The 21018-nt window shown below is 63.8% G+C and carries 19 protein-coding genes; 12 read left to right on the forward strand and 7 right to left on the reverse strand.

Annotation, left to right across the window (positions count from 1 at the left end):
- Positions 1 to 75 precede the first annotated feature (75 nt).
- The 3 genes from ACFQL3_RS16230 to serA all read right to left on the reverse strand — a co-directional run bounded on the left by ACFQL3_RS16230 (position 76) and on the right by serA (position 5723).
- Positions 76 to 2082, reverse strand: coding sequence for an ATP-binding protein (locus ACFQL3_RS16230; protein ID WP_377056185.1), 2007 nt, complete (start codon positions 2080 to 2082; stop codon positions 76 to 78).
- Positions 2079 to 4016 carry a PAS domain-containing protein gene (locus ACFQL3_RS16235; RefSeq protein ID WP_377056187.1) on the reverse strand — a complete coding sequence of 646 codons (1938 nt, stop codon included), beginning with the start codon at positions 4014 to 4016 and terminating at the stop codon, positions 2079 to 2081. Before ACFQL3_RS16235 ends, ACFQL3_RS16230 begins: the two co-directional genes overlap by 4 nt.
- A gap of 117 nt (positions 4017 to 4133) precedes the next feature.
- The gene (gene serA / locus ACFQL3_RS16240) at positions 4134 to 5723 is read right to left on the reverse strand and encodes a phosphoglycerate dehydrogenase (protein ID WP_377056189.1); all 1590 of its coding nucleotides are present in this window, start codon (positions 5721 to 5723) and stop codon (positions 4134 to 4136) included.
- 103 nt (positions 5724 to 5826) lie between these two features.
- Here serA and serB point away from each other — a divergent pair, with 103 nt between their 5' ends.
- On the forward strand, positions 5827 to 6471 hold the full coding sequence (serB, locus tag ACFQL3_RS16245; RefSeq protein WP_377056191.1) for a phosphoserine phosphatase SerB: 645 nt from the start codon (positions 5827 to 5829) through the stop codon (positions 6469 to 6471).
- A gap of 152 nt (positions 6472 to 6623) precedes the next feature.
- On the forward strand, positions 6624 to 7202 hold the full coding sequence (locus ACFQL3_RS16250) for a DUF7090 family protein (protein WP_377056193.1): 579 nt from the start codon (positions 6624 to 6626) through the stop codon (positions 7200 to 7202).
- Between the two features lie 12 nt (positions 7203 to 7214).
- Here ACFQL3_RS16250 and ACFQL3_RS16255 read toward each other — a convergent pair whose 3' ends face one another.
- Positions 7215 to 7991, reverse strand: a complete 777-nt coding sequence (locus ACFQL3_RS16255; RefSeq protein WP_377056195.1) for a DUF7089 family protein — start codon at positions 7989 to 7991, stop codon at positions 7215 to 7217.
- A gap of 320 nt (positions 7992 to 8311) precedes the next feature.
- Between ACFQL3_RS16255 and ACFQL3_RS16260 the strand changes: the two genes are divergently transcribed.
- Positions 8312 to 9166, forward strand: coding sequence for a phosphatase PAP2 family protein (locus ACFQL3_RS16260; RefSeq protein ID WP_377056197.1), 855 nt, complete (start codon positions 8312 to 8314; stop codon positions 9164 to 9166).
- Positions 9167 to 9173: 7 nt separating this feature from the next.
- Here the strand turns inward: ACFQL3_RS16260 and ACFQL3_RS16265 are convergent, their stop codons facing one another.
- Positions 9174 to 10193: a lysylphosphatidylglycerol synthase transmembrane domain-containing protein gene (locus tag ACFQL3_RS16265; RefSeq protein WP_377056199.1), complete on the reverse strand. Its 1020-nt coding sequence runs from the start codon at positions 10191 to 10193 to the stop codon at positions 9174 to 9176.
- 107 nt (positions 10194 to 10300) lie between these two features.
- Between ACFQL3_RS16265 and ACFQL3_RS16270 the strand changes: the two genes are divergently transcribed.
- From ACFQL3_RS16270 to hemB, 5 genes are all read left to right on the forward strand, one after another.
- The gene (locus ACFQL3_RS16270; RefSeq protein WP_377056201.1) at positions 10301 to 11155 is read left to right on the forward strand and encodes a hypothetical protein; all 855 of its coding nucleotides are present in this window, start codon (positions 10301 to 10303) and stop codon (positions 11153 to 11155) included.
- Positions 11152 to 12129, forward strand: a complete 978-nt coding sequence (locus ACFQL3_RS16275; protein WP_377056203.1) for a glycosyltransferase family 4 protein — start codon at positions 11152 to 11154, stop codon at positions 12127 to 12129. The genes ACFQL3_RS16270 and ACFQL3_RS16275 overlap by 4 nt, the downstream gene beginning before the upstream one ends.
- Entirely contained in the window at positions 12130 to 13227 is a 1098-nt protein-coding gene (locus ACFQL3_RS16280; protein ID WP_377056205.1) for a glycosyltransferase, read from the forward strand.
- 60 nt (positions 13228 to 13287) lie between these two features.
- Positions 13288 to 14226, forward strand: coding sequence for an NAD-dependent epimerase/dehydratase family protein (locus ACFQL3_RS16285; RefSeq protein WP_377056207.1), 939 nt, complete (start codon positions 13288 to 13290; stop codon positions 14224 to 14226).
- Between the two features lie 69 nt (positions 14227 to 14295).
- Positions 14296 to 15276: a porphobilinogen synthase gene (gene hemB / locus ACFQL3_RS16290; protein WP_377056209.1), complete on the forward strand. Its 981-nt coding sequence runs from the start codon at positions 14296 to 14298 to the stop codon at positions 15274 to 15276.
- On the opposite strand, the gene ACFQL3_RS16295 is transcribed toward hemB, so the two are convergent.
- Positions 15273 to 15749, reverse strand: a complete 477-nt coding sequence (locus ACFQL3_RS16295; RefSeq protein WP_377056211.1) for a cupin domain-containing protein — start codon at positions 15747 to 15749, stop codon at positions 15273 to 15275. The genes hemB and ACFQL3_RS16295 overlap by 4 nt on opposite strands.
- A 204-nt stretch (positions 15750 to 15953) precedes the next feature.
- Between ACFQL3_RS16295 and ACFQL3_RS16300 the strand changes: the two genes are divergently transcribed.
- The 3 genes from ACFQL3_RS16300 (at position 15954) to ACFQL3_RS16310 (ending at position 19584) form a co-directional block, all read left to right on the forward strand.
- Complete coding sequence (locus ACFQL3_RS16300) at positions 15954 to 17519, forward strand: hypothetical protein (protein ID WP_377056213.1); 1566 nt, start codon at positions 15954 to 15956, stop codon at positions 17517 to 17519.
- Positions 17520 to 17591: 72 nt separating this feature from the next.
- The gene (locus tag ACFQL3_RS16305; protein ID WP_377056215.1) at positions 17592 to 18365 is read left to right on the forward strand and encodes an alpha/beta hydrolase; all 774 of its coding nucleotides are present in this window, start codon (positions 17592 to 17594) and stop codon (positions 18363 to 18365) included.
- Positions 18366 to 18399: 34 nt separating this feature from the next.
- The gene (locus ACFQL3_RS16310) at positions 18400 to 19584 is read left to right on the forward strand and encodes an inorganic phosphate transporter (RefSeq protein ID WP_377056217.1); all 1185 of its coding nucleotides are present in this window, start codon (positions 18400 to 18402) and stop codon (positions 19582 to 19584) included.
- A 9-nt stretch (positions 19585 to 19593) separates the two neighbouring features.
- Here ACFQL3_RS16310 and ACFQL3_RS16315 read toward each other — a convergent pair whose 3' ends face one another.
- Complete coding sequence (locus tag ACFQL3_RS16315; RefSeq protein WP_377057130.1) at positions 19594 to 20886, reverse strand: hemolysin family protein; 1293 nt, start codon at positions 20884 to 20886, stop codon at positions 19594 to 19596.
- On the opposite strand from ACFQL3_RS16315, the gene ACFQL3_RS16320 reads away from it, so the two are divergent.
- A complete protein-coding gene (locus ACFQL3_RS16320) occupies positions 20816 to 20977 on the forward strand; it encodes a hypothetical protein (protein ID WP_377057153.1) in 162 nt (53 codons plus the stop codon). The two genes, ACFQL3_RS16315 and ACFQL3_RS16320, sit on opposite strands and share 71 nt — an antisense overlap.
- The last annotated feature ends 41 nt before the right edge of the window (positions 20978 to 21018 follow it).

Genomic DNA, 21018 nt, shown 5'->3' on the forward strand with positions numbered 1-21018 from the left:
TATGGATTGTCACTGCCTGATAAAAAACTGCCGACTCGCGGGACGGATCAGCCGACAGTCGGTGCGTTCGGCCGTCTACACCTCGCTAGTGTCGATTTCGAAGCGTGCGCCCGCCTCGCGCTCGGTGTCGACGACCGATACCGACCAGCCGTGTGCCTCCACAAGCGTCTGTACAATATAAAGCCCGAAGCCGGTACCGTCCGTATCCGTCGTGAACCCCTGGTCGAACACGCGAGCTTTCTCCTCGGCCGGGATTCCGGGACCGTCGTCCTCGACGTACCAACCAGTCTCGGTCGTGCCGACCGTGACGGTGACCGACGGCTCGCCGGTCGCTGACTGATTGCTCGTGGAGCCGTGCTCGACAGGGTCGTCGGTCTGCGACCGACTGTTCGTGGAGCCATGCTCCACGCTATCCTGACGAGCCTGTGAGTCAGGGCTTGTCGAGCCGTGCTCGACAGCGTTCCGAAACAGGTTCTCCAGCAGTTCGACGAGCCGTTCGCGGTCGGCGTCGACGATGTCGTCGGTTACATCGATCTCCAGTGTGGCATCGTCAGTCGAGACGCTCTGCCAAGCGGTCTGGGCCGCGCTCTCGAGCGAGACGGGAGCCGTCTCGCCGACGATCTGGCCCTTTCGGGCGAGGGTCAGTAGCTCCTCGGTGAGATGGCTCATCCGGTCGAGCGAGCGGCTGATCTCCGTCCTGATCTCCTCGTCGACATCTGTCTGTGGGAGGTAACCTTTCGCGACCGCGAGCGGGTTTCGGATGTCGTGCGAGACGATCCCGGCGAACTCTTCGAGGCGTTCGTTCTGCCGGGCGAGTTCGCGCTCGCGGGCGCGCAGCGCCTCCTCGTGTGTCATCCGGGACAGTGTCGTCTCGACGTTCGCGGCCAGCACGTCCGCGAGGTCGACTCCGAACTCGTTCAACGGTTCGCCGGTCGCGCCGAAACCGAGCACGCCGTGGTCCCCGAGTGGGATCGTAACGATATGGGGGCCGAACTCCTCGATATCGTCTAGCTCGGACTCGGTCCTGACTGCCGGCGACGAGCCGTCCGCTGGAGCGTGAATGAACTGGGAGCGACCCGCCTCGAAGGCCCGCTCGAACCACTCCTCCTGGTCCTCGAAGACTGACGGCTGGTCCGTTCTCGTCTGCGAACAGACCGGCTCTACGCTGTCCTCCTCGGCGAGAGAGACCTGAACAACGGGCAGGTCTGAGATGTCGTCGGCGATATCGACGACGATCTCGGCGATCTCCTCGCGGGACTCGGCGCTTACCAGATCGCGACTCGCGGCGTGGAGCGCGTTGACCATCTTCTCTTGTCGCATCCGTTCGGTGACGTCGACGGACGTGCCGATGAGGCCGACGACCTCGTCGTCGCTGTCGTATCTGGGCGCTTTGGTGATGTTGATCCATTGGTCACGTCCCGTCGCGTCCGAGTAATGTTCTGTTCGGTTGATCACCGGTTCCTCGGTCTCCATGATCTCCAGCTCCTCCTGCCAGAGTTCGTGTGCGTACTCGGGCGTGAACAGTTCGTGATCGGTCAGGCCGATCATCTGCTCGCGGGTGAGTCCGTACTCCTCGGCCGCGGCAGCACTGGCCTCGGCGATCCGGCCACGGTCGTCCTTGATAAACACCTGATGGGGGAGATACTCCAGCAGCGAGTCGAGTTGCTCGCTGTGACTGGCGAACTCACCGCCGGTGTCAGTGGCGGACCGGATCCGCCGCGTAACCGCAACCGAGACATCGTCGTCGGTGGTCGCCGTCGGCGGCAGCGAGATGACGTCCGCCGCCCCGTTGTCGAACGCCTCCGAGACGAACGTCTGGGAGGGATCGTCAGCGACGACGATCACCGGAGTATCCGGCAGTCGAAGGCGGACCAGCGCGGTCTGGGTCCGCCCGTCGACGTCACCAGCGGGGTCGTGAGAGACGACCACAGCATCGGGAGCGTGATCACCGATCGCATCCGGAGTTGCGACCGACGAGATGGTGATGTCGTCGTCGACGGCAGCAAGCGCCCGTTCGGCCTGTCCGAGGCTCTCGGCGGGGTCGACTAACAGAACCTCGATCGGTTCGAGCGAATCAGTCATCGGGGTACCACCCCTGTGAACTCGAAGCGAGCACCGCTCGGAGCGTGTTCCGCATCGGTGCCCGTCACCGACCACTCGTGGGCCTCGGCGAGCGTCTCGACGATGTACAGTCCGAACCCGGTGCCGTCCTCGCCGGAGTATCCCTGATCGAAGACCAGTGGCTTCCGGTCATCCGGAATGCCGGGACCGTCGTCCTCGACGTAGAAGCCGTCGGCGACCGTCCCGGCGGTGATCCGCACCGCGTCGGCGGTACTCGTCGAGACATGCTCGACGCTGTCGTCGGTCTGCGACCGACTGTTCGTGGAGCCATGCTCCACGCTGTTTTTGAGCAGGTTCTCGAACAGCTCCGCGGTCCGGCCAGGGTCGGCCTCGAAAGCCAGATCGGCTCGGACGTCGAGCATCGCGTCGCCGGTATCGACGCTCTGCCAGGCGCGCTCGATCAGCGAGCGCAGTGAGACCGTTTCGGTGTTACCGACGATCTGCCCCTGGCGGGCGAGCGCCAGGAGTTCGTCGGTGAGCCGTTCCATCCGGTCGAGCGCCCACTGGACCTGGTGGCCGCTCTCGTCGCCCTCGTCGAACATCTCAGCGTAGCCCTGTGCGACCGAGAGCGGATTCCGAAGGTCGTGCGAGACGATGCTCGCGAACTCCTCTAAGCGCTCGTTCTGTCGTTCGAGTTCGCGCTCGCGTTCGCGGATGGCGTCCTCCCGCGCTACCCGATCGAGCGCCGCCTCGACGTTCGCTGCGAGCACCTTCATTAGCTCGATGCTGAACTCGTCGAGCGGGTCGCTCGTGGACTCGAACCCGAGCACACCGTGCTCGCCGAGCGGGAGTACAACGGCGATGGGGTCGGTTTTATCGGCCCGCTCCGACTCGGTGTAGCCGACGACGGCCGAGCGGTCGGCCACGGATAGCTGGACGATGAACTGCAAGCTCTCCGTCTCGTAAGCGCGGTCGAACCACTGTGTGTACCGGTCGTAAATCGAGGGGCGACCCCCGTCACGGCTGGTCGCGACGGGCCGCAACGATCCGCCGGAGGCGTCGGAGAGCAGGACGTCGAGCATGGGCAGACCGGGTATTTCCTCGGCGATTTCGACCGCCGTTTCGACGATCCGCTCCATACTCTTGGCCGAGACGAGTTTCCGGCTCGCGGCGTGCAGACCGTTCATCATCTTCTCGTTTCGCTTCTGGTCGGTGATGTCTCTGGCCGTCCCGATGATGCCGGCCACCTCGTCGCCCTCGCTGTCGTATCGCGGGGCTTTGGTCGTGTTCACCCATCGATCCCGCCCGTCTTCGTCGGTGAAGTGCTCGACGTTGTTGATCATCGGCTCTCCGGCCGCCATGATCTCCTCTTCCTGGGCGCGGAGGTCAGCCGCCGTCTGTGGCTCGAACAGGTCGTAATCGGTCATCCCGATCAACTGCTCGCGGGAGGCCCTGTGCTCCCGCACAGAGACGTCGCTAATGGCTGCGATCCGACCGACATCGTCTTTGATAAATACCTGGTGGGGCAGGTATTTCATCACGGAATGGAGCAGTTCACCGTCGGTCTGGAACGACTCACCCATTCCCGCCGCGTGTCTGATCCGCCGGACTGTCGGCACAGGGCGGTCGATCCCGGCCGCGATGTCCGAGTCGACACAGATGACGTCGGCAGCACCCGCGGAAAGGACGCCTGGAGCGTAGTAGGCCCGCGGATCGACCGCGAGAACCACGATCGGTACGTCACGCAGATGCTCGCGGGCGGCGTGCATCTGCTCGGCACCGTCGATACCCTCCTCTTCGTGTTCCAGAACGACGAGACAGTCCGGCTCGACCGACGTCGAGGCGAGTTCCGCTGTCGATGAGACGGTCTCGAGGGTCATCGTGTCGTCCGTTTCGTGGAGCGTCCGCGAAAACGGCCCGAGCTCGCCGACCGGGTCGACGAGTAGTACGGTCATCGGCGCAGGAGAACGGGCCATGTAACTAGGTCTCTTCTCGATTCATACTGTACCAGTAAAACAGTGGCGGCTCCTACCAAATAGAAATACATCCGATCGTAAACGGAGACGGCGCGGTTAGTCGTCGCGGCCGTCGAGCGTGATCTGGCGGATCTCGATGATCCGGTCGTCGTCTTCGAGATCCTGCCGGACCTCGTCCGGGATGCCCTGATCGAGATTGTAGACCGACAGCGCCTCGCCGCCGATCGCCTCGCGAGCGTTGAACATCCCGGCGATGTTGACGTCGTGTTCGCCGAGCACGCTACCGATGTAGCCGATCACGCCCGGCGTGTCGTCGTTCCGGGCGACAAGCATGTGGCCGAACGGAATAGCGTCGACCCGGTAGCCGTCGATGCGGACGATTCGTGGGTCCTCACCAGCAAAGAGCGTCCCCTCGACGGTAATCTCGTCGTCACCATCGCGGACGGTGACCCCGACGAGACTCTGGAAGTCCTCGGACTGGCGGGTCTTCGACTCGGTGACGTCGATGCCGCGCTCCTCGGCAATGCTGGGGGCGTTGACAGCGTTGACGCGCCATTCGAGCGGTGCGAAGACGCCTTTCAGCGCGCTGGCGGTGACCAGATCGACATCTTCGTTGGCGATTTCGCCCTCGTAGCTCACCTCGATCTCGGAGATCCGATCGCCGAGTAGCTGTGCTGCGACCTTGCCGGCGGTGTCGGCCAGGTCGAGATACGGCTCGACGCGGGGGAACGCGCTCTCGTCGATCGAGGGGGCGTTCAGCGCGTTGATAACCGGCTCACCGCGGAAGGCGGCCATGACCTGATCGGCCGTCGAGACCGCGACGTTCTCCTGTGCGGCCTCGGTGCTGGCACCGAGATGGGGCGTGACGATGACGTCCTCGACGCCGAGCAGCGGGTTGTCCGGCTGGACCGGTTCGTCGGCGAAGACGTCGACCGCCGCGCCGGCCATGACGCCGTCGTCCACGGCGCGGGCGAGTGCGGCCTCGTCGACGACGCCACCGCGGGCGCAGTTGATGAGGTACCCGTCTTCGAGTTTCGCGAGTTCGTCGTCGCTCAGCAGGTTCGCCGTCTCGTCGGTCAGGGGAACGTGAACGGTTAGCAGGTCCGCACGGTCGAGACACTCGTCGAGGTCGACGAGTTCGGCGCCGATCTGTTCGGCGCGCTCCTGGCCGATATATGGATCGTATGCGACGAGATCCATTCCGAGCGAGGAGAGCTTTTTCGCGACTTCCTGGCCGACACGACCCAGACCGACAACGCCGAGAGTCTTGCCGTTGACCTCGGTGCCGAGATAGTCGCTTTTTGCCCACTCGCCGTTCTTGAGGCGCTGGTGTGCCTGCGGGATCGAGCGAGCGGTCGCAAACGCCATCGCGACGGAGTGTTCCGACGCCGCGCGGACGTTGCCCTGCGGGGCGTTGGCGACGATGACACCGTGGTCGGTGGCCGCGTCGATGTCGATGTTGTCGACGCCGATACCGGCCCGACCGACGATGACGAGTTCTTCGGCCGCGTCGAAGACCTCCTCGGTCACCTCGGTCCCCGAGCGGACGATCAGCCCATGGGCGTCAGCGATCGCTGCGAGCAGTTCGTCGCCCTCGACGTCATAGGCCGTTTCGACCTCGTGGCCTGCCTCACGGATCCGGTCGAGACCGGCGTCCGCGATCGGATCGGTTACGAGTACCTTCATGCACGAGGGATTGCTCGGGGCAGTCATAACCCTTTCTTCATGGAGCCGAGCGTGGCGAGCGAAATCGGGCCCTTTTCAACCCCACTACCCCAACGAGCGGGCAATGACAGTACTCGCGTTCGACTTCGACGGCACGCTATCGGACTCCGAGATGACGGTGCTGCTCGGGGATCAGTACGGTGTCGCAGACGAGATGGACGAGATCACGAACCGGGCGATGAACAACGAGATCGAGTACGCCGAGAGCCTGCGACGCCGGGCCGCCCTCCTCGAAGACCTCCCCGACGAGAAGGCCAGCGCTGCCTTCGACGAAGTCTACCTCCGCGAGGGGGCCGCCGAGACGATCCGCCGACTCAACGAGGCGGGCGTCTACACCGCCATCCTCACCGGCGGGTTCGAGCGAGGCGTCGAACGGGCGCTCGAACGCGAGGGCGTCGGGGTCGACGAAATAGTCGCCAACCGACTCCCCGTCGAGGATGGCGTCCTCACCGGCACGGTCGAAGGGCCGCTGATCGAGGGGACCAAAGACGACGCCCTCGCGGATCTGGCCGAGCGCGAAGACGTCGACATGGCCGAGACCGTCGCGGTCGGCGACGGCGCGAACGACCTGCCGATGCTCGAAGTCGCCGGGCAGGCAATCGGCTTCGAGCCGAAATCAGCCGTCGCGCCGTCCTGCGATGTCGTCGTCGAGACGATGGCTGAACTGCAGGACGTGCTGGAAGGGGAAGAGATCCTGTCGAGCCGGTAGGCGAGACAGGGCTCGATGAGGTTTGCTCATCGGCCGTCATGTCGAGCCGGCAGGCGAGACCGATCCACCAGCACTCGTCGCGCCGCAATGCGGTCTTCCGCCAGACCGCCGTGACCCGCAGGCTTAATACCTTTCACCAGTTTTCGACATGTATGGATTATGCGCTCGCAGTCGACGGGGCGCCGGAGACAATCCCCGGCGGAACCGGCGTACTGTTGCTCCACCCGAGCACCGGCGAGACCGATCGGATCGACACCGATTTTCTGAAAACTGATACGGATCACTTCCTCGTCATCTCGACCCGGACGACCGCCCGAGAGGTCAAGCAGAAACTCGACTACTACGACGTCGACGAAGACAGCGCCGAGATTCTCGACACGCTGAGCGTCGAGCGGGGCTACTCCCGGCGGACCGGCGAGTCGGTCCACTACGTCGGTGCGCCGGACGACCTGGACGGAATCGTCGAGCAGGCCGAGCGGTTCCTCGAATCACACGACGGCAAACTCCGGATCACGCTCGACTCGATCACCGAACTGGCCTACTACGCCGGCGAGGACCCGGCGAAAGAGGCGGTCGGTCGACTGCTGGATCTGCTGGAAGACCACGATGCGGTCGGACTATTCCATCTCTCGAAGGAGGTGCATCCCGAGGAGGTGCTCGGAGACTACCGCGAGCAGTTCGAGGGCGTCATCGATCTGAACGAGGACGGCGAAACGACCGTCGAGTTCTGAGAACGCTGTACTCTAGCGGTTTTCGAACGTCTTCTCGGCCCACGTGACTGCGTAGTCCGGGCCCCGGTCCCGATACATCTCCGTGTCCAGGGCAGTGAACGGCGCGGGTAGCTCCAGGGCGTGTTTGAGAGAGCTACAGGCGAGTTCGGTCGCATCGGCGAAATCGGTCTCACCGCGAGCCATTGCGCCGGGCACGTCGGCAAGCCGTCCTTCGATACGCTCGCCGGCGTCCTGCCACGCCTCGCCAAGCCGTGGCCGGGTGTCGAGCCAGTCGGCGAAGACGTCTCGCGTGTGCAGACCGAGCCATGCGTCGTACAGTGCGGCGGCGATCTGATAGGTGCTGTTGGGGTCGAGTTCGACTGCCGCGTCGAGGTCGCGGTACTGGTCCTCGAAGAAGCCGATGAACTGTTCGGGGACGTCAAGGCCGACCTCGACGAGCGCCTCGGCGATCAGGAAGTCGACGAAGTCGTCGGGCGAACCTTCGACGCGCGGCTTGATGATCACGACTGGTGGGTCAGTCTGGCGCGTCCACGCGACGCTAGCGTCGCCGGGCATCCCGATCGTAAAGTCGCTGCTGGCGTACCGACTGAGGAGCGCCGGGGCGTCCTCCGGCAGCCATTCCGAGGGATAGGTGTGGGGATCGAGCGTGTCGACGAGCAACCCCAGATCCTCGGCCTGTGCCGGCGGAAGCATCTCGAAATCCGATGCGGCGTCGAGCACGATCGCATCCGGGGCGTGCTCCTCGCGGATCGCTTCCAGATCAGCAGGGAGTTCGCGGGCCTGAAACATCAGGCGAGCAGTGTCTGCAGGATCAGTACGATAGTAAGTACGCCCGTGATGCCGATCGTTCCGACGACGATTTTGGTGGCCTGACTCATACTCGAATCGAAGGCGCCCGGTCTCTTTAAACCTTCCAGACGTTCGTACCAGTGGGCGCGGATCGGTCGAGTAGGCGAAGGCTAGTAGCAGGATCGAACAGTGCCGGCGGTGGTAGGACCGACAAACTAATTCCGTTTGCCGAAATTGGTATCAATAACGGTACAGATGATCCCCGCGATATCTCACGAGACGAAACCGACCTACCTCCATAGACAGCGAGGGTCGGTTCCATGACTTTGCTTACCGTCGTCGCCGTCACTGGCCTGGGCGTCGGTATCGCCCTGCTGACGACGTGTGTACTGTGTACCAGCATCGACCAACTCGAACGAGCCAGCGGCGACCTGCGCCGCAGGGCAACCGAAATCGCGCCGTACGTAGCGGTCGCCGCGGTCTTTTTCCTGCTCAAGATGGTGACCAACGACCTCAGTTTGATGCTCTCGGAAACCATCGACTGGAACATCACGGACACGCTCTATGCCGTCGAAGGGCTGTTCGTTGCCCATCTCCAGAACCTTGTCCCGGACGCCACCTACGGGTTCTTCTCCGTGATGTACATGTTCGGCTTTCCGTACCTGTTGCTCGTCCCGATCGTGCTCTACTTCCTGTTGCCGTCACAGAACCACCTCAAGAAGCTGTTTATCGCCTACGTGCTCAACTACGCCATCGGCGCAATCAGCTACTCGGTGTTCATCGCGTACGGGCCACGCAACTGGATCAGCGAGCACGTCGACGGAACGATGTATCAGTTGTACCCGGAGACGCAGGAGCTTACGGCCGCAGTCTCCGACGGTTCCGACGTGTTCCCCTCGCTACACACCTCGATGGCGATCATCGTGTTGCTGTTCGCCTGGCAGACGCGTCGCGCGTATCCCCGGTGGTTCAAAATCGCCGTGTTCGTCTCGACGAGCGTCGTGCTCTCGACGATGGTGCTTGGCATCCACTGGGTCTCGGACGTCGTCGCGGGCGTGGCGCTCGGAACCTGGTGTGTCGTCACCGCCTCCTGGATCGTCGAGCGCGTCGATAGGGACTCCGGTACGAACCGCTCTCTCGACGAGACCAGTCTGCCCTCGGAGGTCGATGATTGAGATGGACTCACGCGGTCGACCGAGCGCCCAGTATCGCCGTGGCGCTCCCGCCGATCACGATCGGCGACCAGTAGACCGCCCCGCGGAAGACGAGAACGGCAGCAGTGATCGTAGCGACGGGAACGCCGGTAGTCGGGAAAAGCAGGGCGACGTAGGCGGCCTCGATGCTGCCGAGGCCGCCCGGGAACGGTGCCATTCCGGCGAGGTTCGCCAGCGGAATCGCGAAACACGCCACCGCGACCGGGATGGTGTGGCCCACCGCGGCAAAGGCCGCGAGAAGCGCGACGACCTGGAGGAGCCAGCCCAGAAGCGACAGTCCGAAGACGACGGCAAGCCGGCGTCGGTCGCCCGCGATCAGACGAAGGTTCTCGACGAACACCTCGAGGCGTTCGGTCAGCGCCGCAGCGAGCACGTTACCGTCGACGCGTCCCGCGGTCAGACGCGATGCGAGCGCACCGATGGTCCGCGGCACCCGGTCGACGACCGCCTCTCGGGCGCGCCAGACGAGCGGCGCGGTGAGGACGATACCGACGACGACGGCGAGCGCCGACGCAGTCGCGACTTCGACCTCGTCGACGATCGTCGCAGTCGTTCCGTAGTAGCCGACGCCGACCAGCGCCAGCAAGACGGACGGGAACACGTTGCAGACGTCGATCGTGGCGATACCGGCGAGACCGGTCTCGTAGCGCGCGTCAGTCGTTTTCGAGACGAGCAGGGCGGCAATCGGCTCGCCACCCGCCTGTCCGAACGGCGTGACGTTGTTCGCGAAGACGGATCCGGCGTAGAGCAGAAAGGAGCTCCCAGCGGAGAGGTCGACATCGAGCGTCCCCATAACCGTCCGGAGCATCAGACTCCAGGCGGCCAGCCAGCAGAAGCCGAGCGCGAACGTTGCAAGAACGTAGGGAAGGTCAGCCGTGGACAGTGCGTCGACGACGTCACCGAGACCAACGACGAGAAACAGGCCGACGAACACCACGAGGGCACCGCTGAAACCCAGGACGAGCGCACGTCGGCGTTGAACGGCCATGGACGCACTATCGGGACGGAACGCTTGAAACCCATGGTATACGCGAGCCGTCGAACCGATCCTCGGATCAAAAAGTGTATCATAGTGGATGAAAGGAGAGTTAGCTAATGAAGGATCAGCAGTTTCTGGAGTCGGACTGGGATTACTGCATCGTGCTCGACGCGTGTCGGTTCGACGTGTTCAGCAAGGTGTACGACGAGTATCTCGATGGGACACTGGAGAAGCGCCGGAGCAAGGGTTCTTCGACACCAGAGTGGGCCTACCAGACGTTTACGGACACACACGACATCGCGTACTTTTCGTCCAACCCGTTCATCAACGATCTGGGCATCCCGCTGAACGAACTCAAGTGGGGTGCGTCCTGCGACTACGAGTGGACGGCGAACGAACATATCACGAACGTGTTCGACGTCTGGAAGGACGGCTGGGACGACGACCTCGGGACGGTGCCGCCGGACAGTCTGGCAGACGCCTTCCGGGAGCACCGTGACGTCGCCGAGGCGGCCGACCGGACGGTGCTACACTACATGCAGCCACATGCGCCCTATCTCTCTCGCGGCAAAGGACAGAAACTCAAACAGATCCGGAAGGGAATCAACCGACAGGACGAGGAAGACGACGACGAGGATGGTGGAGCGCTCTCGTCGATGGCCGATTCGCTCCGGCCCAGAGTCGAGGAGCGTCTCGAAGGCAGCGAGTTGGCCCAGAAAGCTGGCCTCTGGCTCGAACTCGACCCGGTCGACCTGGTCCGTGACGGCACCCGCACGACTGCGATGGCCCTGCACGAAGAGAACCTGCGGATCGCGCTCGAATCGGTCGCCGACCTGATCGACGAACTAGACGGGCGCGTGGTCGTCGTCTCCGACCACGGGGAAGCGTTCGGCGAAGAGGGCGTCTGGGAGCACCACATCGAGACTCATATACCACCGTTGATGGAGACACCGTGGCTCGTCGTCGAATGAAGATCAGCCACTACTTCGAGTTCGGAGACGCCGTTACCGGCGGGATTAGCGAGTCAGTCAAGAACCAGCGGAAAATGCTGGATCGGATCGGCCTGGAGTATACGACCGAACCGACGCTCGACGCGGACGTGTTCCACTGCAACCTCATGGGCCCGCGGTCGGTCTGGTACGCCAGACGCGCACGCTCTCAGGGCGTTCCGGTAGTCGCGCATACCCACGTCACCGCGGAGGACTTCGGCGATAGCTTTCGGTTCACGAACGCGCTCGCAAAGCCACTGCGCCCGTATCTGGAACGAGCCTACGGGCTTGCAGACGCTCTCGTCTGCCCCTCGGAGTACAACCGGGGGTTGATCGAGACGTACGCCGATGTCCCCACGACTGTCATCTCGAACGGCGTCGACCGCGAGAAACTGGACGGCTACGAGTCCCTGTCCGAGCGGTACCGGGAGCGGTACGATCTGGAGTCACCGGTCGTCTTCCTGGTCGGGCACGTCATCAAGCGGAAGGGACTAGAAACGTTCGTCGAGACGGCGCGTCGGCTCCCCGACATTGACTTCGTCTGGTTCGGGCCGATCGATCGGTCCCTGAAGGGTCGCTCGACGACGTCGCTGATCGACGGCGCGCCACCGAACTGCACGTTCACGGGCTACGTCGACGATATCCGCGGAGCCTACGCAGCGGGCGATATCTTCTTTTTCCCGACGCACGAAGAGAACGAGGGGATCGCACTACTGGAGGCGATGACGGCCAGCAAACCGGTCGTCGTCCGGGATATCGAGACGTTCTCGTGGCTCGACGACGGCGAGAACAGTATAAAAGTCGGCGAAGAGGAGGGGTTCGTCGACGCGCTCGAACGACTTCGCGCGCCGGAACGGCGCGAGCGCCTGGGTGCGAACGCTGCCGAGCGGAGCGAGGCGTTCTCGCTGTCGGCAGTAGCGGGACGGTACGAACAGCTATACGAGGAGGTGTGCTAAATGAAAATCGGATTTTTCACCGACAGTTACTTTCCCGAAATCGACGGTGTGACGTATACGATCGACCTCTGGCGGGAGGAACTGGAGGCGGCCGGTCACGAGGTGTACGTGATCTATCCCGACGGGGACTACGACCCCGACGAGCGGGAGGTTCCGGTCAGGTCGATGCCGAACCCGTTTTATTCGGGCTATCGCATCCCACTGCTGAGACGGCCATCGACGTTACCGGAACTGGATATCGTCCACTGTCACGGCCCGGCGACCGTGGGGCTGCTCGGCCGGTATTACGCCTGGAAACAGGATCTCCCGGCCATCTACACCCACCACACCCCAATCGAGGAGTACTTCCAGCAGAGCATCAAACTCGCCTCGGTGGCGAGCCTGCTCGGATCGATCTACGTGCCCTGGGAGAACACACTGCTGGAGAGTTTCGACATCGTGACGACCTCGACCGGGCAGATCGAACGGACGGTCGAGCACGTCCAGTTGCCCGTCGGGATCGACATGGATTTCTTCGCGCCGACAGAGGAGGACTGGTATCCGGACCCGGACCGGACGGTAATCGGGTACAGTGGCCGGCTTAGCATGGAGAAGAACGTGAGCGAGATCGTGCGCGTCGCCGAGGACTGCCCGGAGTACGAGTTCGTCATCGTCGGCGAGGGGCCACGCCGTGAGCCGCTCGAAGCGACCGCGCCCGACAACGTCGAGTTCCGTGATTTCCTGCCGAGAGAGGAGCTACCGACGTTTTACTCCTCGATCGATGCGTTCGTAACGGCCTCGACCGCCGACACGCTCGGCCTCTCGACGCTCGAAGCGAACGCCTGCGGGACGCCCGTCGTCGCCGCCGACGTTCCGCCGTTCGACCGAACGATCGGCTCCGACAACGGAGCGCGGTTCCCGTACGGCGACTGCGACGAGATGGCGACAGCAATCGAGAGCGCGCTCACGTCGGCCTGGGAGACCAGGTCTGCCATCGAGCGGTACGACATACAGAAGACGATCGTACAGCTAGAACAGCTATACCACAACGCCCCCCAGTCGCAGGACGCGTCACCGGTCACGGACGGGACTCCGTGGCAGCCGTCCACGGATGAGTAGCGTCGCGACGCGGCCAGCGATCCAGTAATTGTTTTACGCCGTAGCGGCGAACCGGCCAGTATGCAGAATGCTCGTGTGCTCGTGACCGGCGGAGCGGGATTTATCGGTTCGAACCTGGCGAACTCGCTCGCCGAGCACAACGACGTGATCGCACTGGATAACGGCTTCCTCGGGACAGAAGCGAACCTCGACGACGATGTCGAGTACGTCGAGCTAGACGTGCTGGACGAGGACCTGCCGACCGACGTCGACGTCGTCTTCCACCTGGCGGCGTTGTCGAGTCGCCAGCAACTCGAAGAAAACCCGAGGCACGGAGCCCGAGTCAACGTCGAGGGGTTCGTCAACGTCGTCGAGCAGGCGTACGACGACGGCTGTCGGACGTTCGTCTACGCGTCGACGTCGTCGATCTACGGGAGCCGAACTGAACCCACGCCCGAGGACATCTCCATCGAAGCCGCGACTGGCTACGACGCCTCGATGCTGGGCCGGGAGCGCTACGCCGAGTACTACGGGAACTTCTACGACGACGTAACACTGGCTGGCCTGCGGTTTTTCTCGGTGTACGAGGGCTACGGCGGAGCCGAAGCGCACAAAGGCGAGTACGCGAACACGGTCTCGCAGTTCACCGAGAAGGTCGCGGACGGCACCCCGCCCGTGCTGTGGGGCGACGGGAGTCAGACGCGCGATTTTACCCACGTCGAGGACGTCGTTCGGGGCATCGAACTCGCCGCAGACAACGAGTTAGCGGGCGTCTACAACCTCGGGACCGGCGAGACCTACTCCTTCAACGAGATGGTCGACCTCATCAACGAGACGCTGGGGACCGACGTCGACCCGGAGTACGAACCGATTCCCATCGAGAACTACGTTCACGACACCTGTGCCGATGCGTCGAAGATCCGCGACGCGACGGGCTGGCACCCCCGGATCGGCTTCGAGGAGGGCGTCGAACGCGTCTGTGAACCCTACCTCGACGGGGACGCTGTCGACGCCGAGTAACGGCTCCAAGAGGTGCGGCGACGACGCGACGAACGATGGGATTTTGCGGTGGCCGATCCAATCGTAGATATGGACCTGACAGACCGCCCCCGCCGGCTTCGGCGAGACGGGGTTCGCGAACTCGTCCGTGAGACCGAACTCCGGGCGAGCGACCTGATCGCGCCGGTGTTCGTGGACGCGACGACCGACGAGCGGGTGCCGATCGACACCATGCCGGGCCACGAGCGCGTCCCGGTCGACGACGCCGTCGACCGGGTCGAGGAGGTGCTCGAAACGGGCGTCGAGGCCGTCATCCTCTTCGGGATTCCCGAGTCGAAAGACGCTCGTGGGACACGGGCATGGGCCGAGGACGGCGTGATCCAGGAGGCAACGCGACGCATTACGGCCGAAACCGATGCCTACGTGATTACGGATCTCTGTCTCTGTGAGTACACCGACCACGGCCACTGTGGCGTGCTCGAAGACGACGCCGCCGAGAACCCCCGACTCACGGTCGACAACGACGAGACACTGGACCTGCTCGACCGCATCGCCGTCTCGCAGGCCGAGGCCGGCGCGGACATGATCGCCCCAAGCGGCATGATGGACGGGATGGTCGGAGCGATCCGGGAGGGCCTCGACGCCGCGGCGTTCGAGGACATGCCGATCATGAGCTATGCCGCGAAGTACGAGAGCAGTTTCTACGGGCCGTTCCGGGATGCCGCAGACGGCGCGCCCGCCTTCGGCGACCGCCGACACTACCAGATGGATCCCGCAAACGGCGAGGAGGCGCTCCGCGAGGTCTCACTCGACGTCGAGCAGGGTGCGGACGTCCTGATGGTCAAGCCCGCACTCCCGTATCTCGATATCGTCGGGAACGTCGACCGGGAGTTCGACCGGCCCGTCGCCGCCTACAACGTCAGCGGCGAGTACGCGATGTTGCACGCCGCCGCCGAGCAGGGCTGGCTAGAGCTCGAAGCGACCGCGCTGGAGTCGCTCATCTCGATCAAACGGGCCGGCGCGGACCTGATTATCACCTACTTCGCCGAAGACGTCGCCGAGCGACTCTAGGGCTGTTCCGCCCCACACTCCGTGCAGGTGAACTGGAACGTCCCGTCGACCATCGTCGTATCCTGCGTCGTCTCCTCCTCGCACTCCGGACAGTAGATCCGGGACTGCAGGGCGTCCCAGTCGTGGCTCGCACCGGGCGCGCCGATAGCCCACCCGACGACGGTCTCCGAGCCATCGTTGTACCCCTCCTGGAACTCTCCCGGCGGGAACCGGATGAGTTCGTCGGCCGCCACCTCGACCGACTCGCGCTCGATGCCCACGTCGAACGTCGCCGTCCCTTCCTCGACGTAGAACACCTCCTCCTGATCGTGATGAGTGTGCAGGCCACCCGAAAACGATTCGCCTGGCTCCAGTTCGAAGTAGTTCATCGCGAACTCCGTCGCTCCGAGCACGGCGGAGACCGGTTTTCGGACGCTGTGGACGCCAAGCGGGCTGAGTTCGTCCTCGACGTCGTCGATGCGGACTTTCTCCATGACGGGGCGTACGGAAGAGACCGGAAAAGAACTATCGGCGATCCGAACGAACGACGGCCCGACGAACTGCCTCCGAGAGCAGTGCGGATCTCCGTTTTGCACTGCCACCACTGGCACCTCCGATAAAAAAGGTGTGGAGCCGGTCGAACGAACCGAGAAGCGTGTTTTTACGTGTGAGTAGAGCGAACGCATTCGGAGAGATCGATGTTTGACAGTGATACCCGGACGGTGGGCGAACTCGAAGAGCAGATCGGTGCCTTCGAGGACCCGCCGGTGGAGACGGTAGACGACGACGAGCGAGCGCGACTGGTCGACGCGCTCGTCGCACTGGCTGATGCCTACGGGAGCCGCGGGGAGTTCGACGAGGAAGAGACGATGCTAGAGCGTCTCGACCGGCTTCATCAGGAACACCCGGACGCCGACGTCGACATCCACCTCGCTATTGCGCGAGCGAACGCGACGGCGGTCCACGACCGGGATGGCGTCTACGAGACGGGGATCGATCCGGGCCGGATCGAGAGCCACCGCGAGGAGATCGAAACGCTGTACGCGGAGCGGCCGGAGCCGACCATTGCCGCACCCCTGGCGCGGGCGACCGCGGGGACGATCCACGCCTACGGCAAGGCCGAGGAGCCCGAGCGGATCGAACCGTTGCTCGACCGACTCGAAGCCCTCTACGAGAACCACGAGGAGACAGACGTCGCGGCCGCAGTCATGCGCGGCTACGCCCACGCCGAGCGGTATCTCGGCGGCGACGACACTGATTTCCTCTCACGTGCCGAGACGCTGTACAGTTCGCATCCCGACGGCGATGTCGCAGTCGGGCTTGCGGGCGTGCTTGCCGGGCGAACCAACACCGACGCCGCACAGGAAGACGTCGAGTCGATCGAGCGTCGGATCGCACGGATCGAGACCCTCGCCCAGCAGTATCCCGCCGTCGAAGCGGAGATCGTCAGATGGCTCCCGATCGCGGCCGCAAACGTGACCCGGATCAGCTTCGAGCTAGCCGATTACGGCCGCATCGAGCACTGGGCCGGGAAGACGAACGAGTATCACGAGCGTCTCGATACCCCCACGAGCGCAACCTGGGCGGCGGTCGCGACCTTCTACTCCGCCCGCGCCTCGTTGTACGACGCCGAGGTCGAGGCTGGCGAGGAGAAGCTAGAACGGCTCAGAGCACTGGAGGCCGAATACGACAACCCGATCTTCGAACACTGGCTCGGCCGGTGTCTGTTCGATGCGGTCAGAGCCAACGTCGAGACGGCCCGCGCCGAGCGCGCACAGGAGTTGGCTGACGAACTGGCCGAGTACGCGGTCGGGCATCAGGATCAAGAGCAGATCGAGGCGGGCCTCGACACGCTGCGATCACAGGCTCCGACGATCTTCGGCGACGAGGAACCGACTCTCGGTGACGACCTCGACGACCCCGTCAAGACGTCGGCGACCGGCGGGAGCGTCAGCGACCCGGCAACGAACGGCGGGAGCACCGGCGATGGGCCAGAGCTCTCACGCCTCGACGAGCGGGCGACTGTCGAAGGGAGCCAGGAACTCAGCGAGGCGATCGACCTGCTCGACGATGGCGGGCACGAGGGGGGGTCCTGTAGCTCCGGCGGCTGTGAGAGCTGTAACTCCGAGCAGGACCTGGCCGAACCGGCGAGCGGCCCCGCTATCGTGGCGGGCGTCGTCGTCGCCGCGACGGTCTTCCTCTCGGTCGCATATGCCGGCTATCGACTGGTCAAACTCGGCGCGTCCGCGGTTCGCAACAGCTAACGACGACGTAACACCCCGGTTGCGGGACACCGATAGCCACCCTTTTTGTCGATTCGGACCGCGCTATCCAGCATGGTTTCGTGGAAACAGGGAGCGATAGCCGTCCTCGTGGTCCTCCTCGTCGTACTCGGCGGCGGTGTCGTCTATCTCTCGCTACCCTACGAGGGTTCCGAGTCGTCGATCCAGTCGGTAGAAGACGATCCGCGCGTCTCCATCGAGACGGAGGGCGACGTCGCCGTCCTCGCGCCGACTGACGCCGAGTCGGACGTCGGCGTCGTCTTCTATCCCGGCGCACGCGTCGCACCGAACGCCTACTACGAGTCGTTGTCCCCGCTCGTTACGGAGGCCAACGCGACGGTGTACATCCCCGAGATGCCGTTAAATATCGCCTTACTCGACAGTGATGCCGCGGGCGAGATTCGGGCCGGCAAAGAACAGATCGAGACATGGGTCGTCGGCGGACACTCGCTGGGCGGCGTCGCAGCCTGCGGGTATGCCGCGGACGAGGAAGTCGCGGGCCTGCTCATGTTCGCATCCTACTGCAACGAGGACGTGAGCGACCGGGAGATGGCGGTTCTGAGCGTCACTGGGAGCGCGGATACGGTGCTCGACCGGGAGGCGTACCGCGCCAGCAAGGACCGCCTCCCGCCAACCACGACCAGCGAGGAGATCCCGGGGATGAACCACACGCAGTTCGGCTCCTATCGCGGCCAGCGCGGGGATTCGGCCTCGCCGCTGAGCTACGAGGAGGCCCACGACCGACTCGCGGACGTCGTGGTGCCTTGGATCGAAGAGCAAAGAAGCGGGACACTCGATTACGCGGCGAGAACAGCGTCAGTACGGTAAGCACTTATACTACCCACGGGTAAGCCCGGGGTAGATGGTCGACGCCGCGACGCTGGCGACGCTGGGTATTGCGTGTCTGGCAAGCCTGTTTATGGCCTGGGCAATCGGTGCTGGATCGAGCGGCTCGACCCCGTTTGCACCCGCGGTTGGTGCGAACGCGGTATCGGTAATGCGAGCCGGATTCTTTGTAGGACTGCTCGGCTTCGGCGGTGCAGTCCTGCAGGGCGCGAACGTCTCCGAAGCGATCGGACGGGAACTGATCGCCGGCGACGTAACGCTGACGGCGACTGCCGCGACGCTCGCGCTGATCATCGCCGCGACGCTCGTGGCTATCGGCGTGTTTACGGGGTATCCCATAGCGACCGCGTTTACTGTCACCGGCGCCGTCGTCGGCGTCGGTCTGGCGATGGGGGGCGACCCCGCGTGGGCGAAGTACGCCGAAATCACGACGCTGTGGGTGTTCACACCCTTCGTCGGCGGCGGTATCGCGTTCACCACGGCGAAGCTACTCCGCAGGGAGTCGCTGGCGGAGCGCTATACAGTCCCCCTGCTGGCAGGACTGGTCGGCCTGATTCTCGCGAACATCGAGTTCGTCGTGCTGGGCCCGTCCGGTGAGGGAGCGACGCTGGCGGCCGAGGTCGGGCGGTCGCTCACCGGGCCGGGACTGGTAGGACAGGCGATCGCTTCGCTCGGTCTGGCCGTCGTCGGCGCAGGACTGCTCTACCGCGAGATGGGCATCGATGCGGATCGCGGTCAGCGTCGGTTTCTGCTCGTGATGGGCGGCCTCGTCGCCTTCTCGGCCGGGGGCAGTCAGGTCGGTCTCGCGATCGGCCCGCTCTTGCCCCTGTTGGAGCCACAGGGTATCTCGATTACGGCGATCCTCGTCGGTGGGGGTATCGGCCTCCTGATCGGGTCGTGGACCGGCGCGCCGCGGATGATCAAGGCGATCGCACAGGACTACTCCTCGCTCGGTCCGCGCCGCTCGATTGCGGCGTTGATCCCCTCGTTTGCCATCGCACAGACAGCAGTTCTCTTTGGCATCCCCGTCTCGTTCAACGAGATCATCGTCAGTTCGATCATCGGGAGCGGCTACGCCGCAGGAGACGGCGGCGTCAGCGGGTCCAAGATGGGCTACACCGTGCTTGCCTGGGTGGCGTCGCTCGTCGGTGCAGTTATCGTCGGCTTCGGCGCCTTCTCGACTGTCGATTTCTTCCTGTAGACGGGGCGCCTAGAGGTCCTCGACGTCGGCGACGCCTTCCTGTTCTTCCTCCTCACCGCGTTCGACCTGTTTCAGCAGTGCCTTTTTGATGCGGGTGTTCTCGACCTCCTCGACAGTGATCCGGATCCCGTCGTACTCGATCTGCTCGCCCTCCTCGACGAGTCGCCCGGCACGGTTGAACACGAAGCCTGCAACGGTCTCGAACTCCTCGCCCTCGGGGAGGTCGATCTCCAGAGCCTCGTTGACCTCGTGGATATTGACCTCTCCCTGGACGACAGCGCCGTCCTCGAGGTAGTCGATCGGCATTTCTTCGCCGCCTTCGAGGATTTCGCCGACGATCTCCTCGACCATGTCCTCCATGGTAATCAGGCCCTCCGTAGTACCGAACTCGTCGATCACGATCACCATATGCATCCGCTCTTCGCGCATCTCGGTCAGCAGTTCGTCGACGTTTTTCGATTCGGGGACGTGTAGCGTCGGGCTGATGAGATCGTCGAGTTCGAGTTCCGACGCCTCCGTCTCCCCGTAGTTGACGTCCCGAACCAGATTACGGATGTGGACGACGCCGATCACGTTGTCGAGGCTCCCCTCGTAGACAGGGACGCGAGCGTGGCCGCTCTGGACACAGGTCTGGATCGCCTCGTCGATACTGGCGTCGACCGGCACCGCAGTCATGTCAAGCCGCGGCGTCATCACCTCCTTGGCGATGGATTTGTTGAACCGGAAGATCCGCTGAAGCATCTCGCGTTCTTCCTCCTCGATGACGCCTTCGCGCTCGCCGGTCTCGATCATGTCCTGGATCTCCGAGCGGGTCACGTACCCCGACTCGATTGCCGCCTGCCCGCCGGTGAGTCGATTTACTTGCCGGGTGAGGAAATCGAACGTCACCACCAGCGGCAGGAGTACGTAGCCCGATAGTTTCAGCGGGCGAGCGATCCGGAGCGCCCACGATTCGGTGTGCTCGACCGCGTAGGATTTTGGCGCACTCTCACCGAACAGCAGGACGACAGCGGTGATGCCAAAGGTTGCACCCGCAACCGCCACCCCCTGGCTGAAATAGATCGCCAGCAGGCCGGTTGCGATCGAGGACATCGCGATGTTGACCAGATTGTTCCCGACCAGAATCGTCACCAGTAGCCGGTGAGGATTGGTTTTGAGCTGTTTGAGTGTCGACGCCCCCGGCCGCCCCTCGTCAGCCAGAGCATCGGTCCGATAATCCGGGAGCGAGAACATGGCTATCTCCGAGGAGGAGAAAAACGCTGACAGCCCCATCAGAAAAACCAGCACGGCGGCTCCTGCGATAGTGACTGTCGAATCCGTCAGTTCGAAGCCGAACAGTGTAAACCCGAGTGTAGACGCCTGCAAAATCGATGAGAGGGGTATCGTCATCTAGGGGTAGTTGTCTGGCGGATGAATTAACTCTTGTGAGGCTGA

The organism is Natronoarchaeum sp. GCM10025321, from assembly GCF_042663585.1.
In the GTDB taxonomy this organism is placed as follows: domain Archaea; phylum Halobacteriota; class Halobacteria; order Halobacteriales; family Natronoarchaeaceae; genus Natranaeroarchaeum.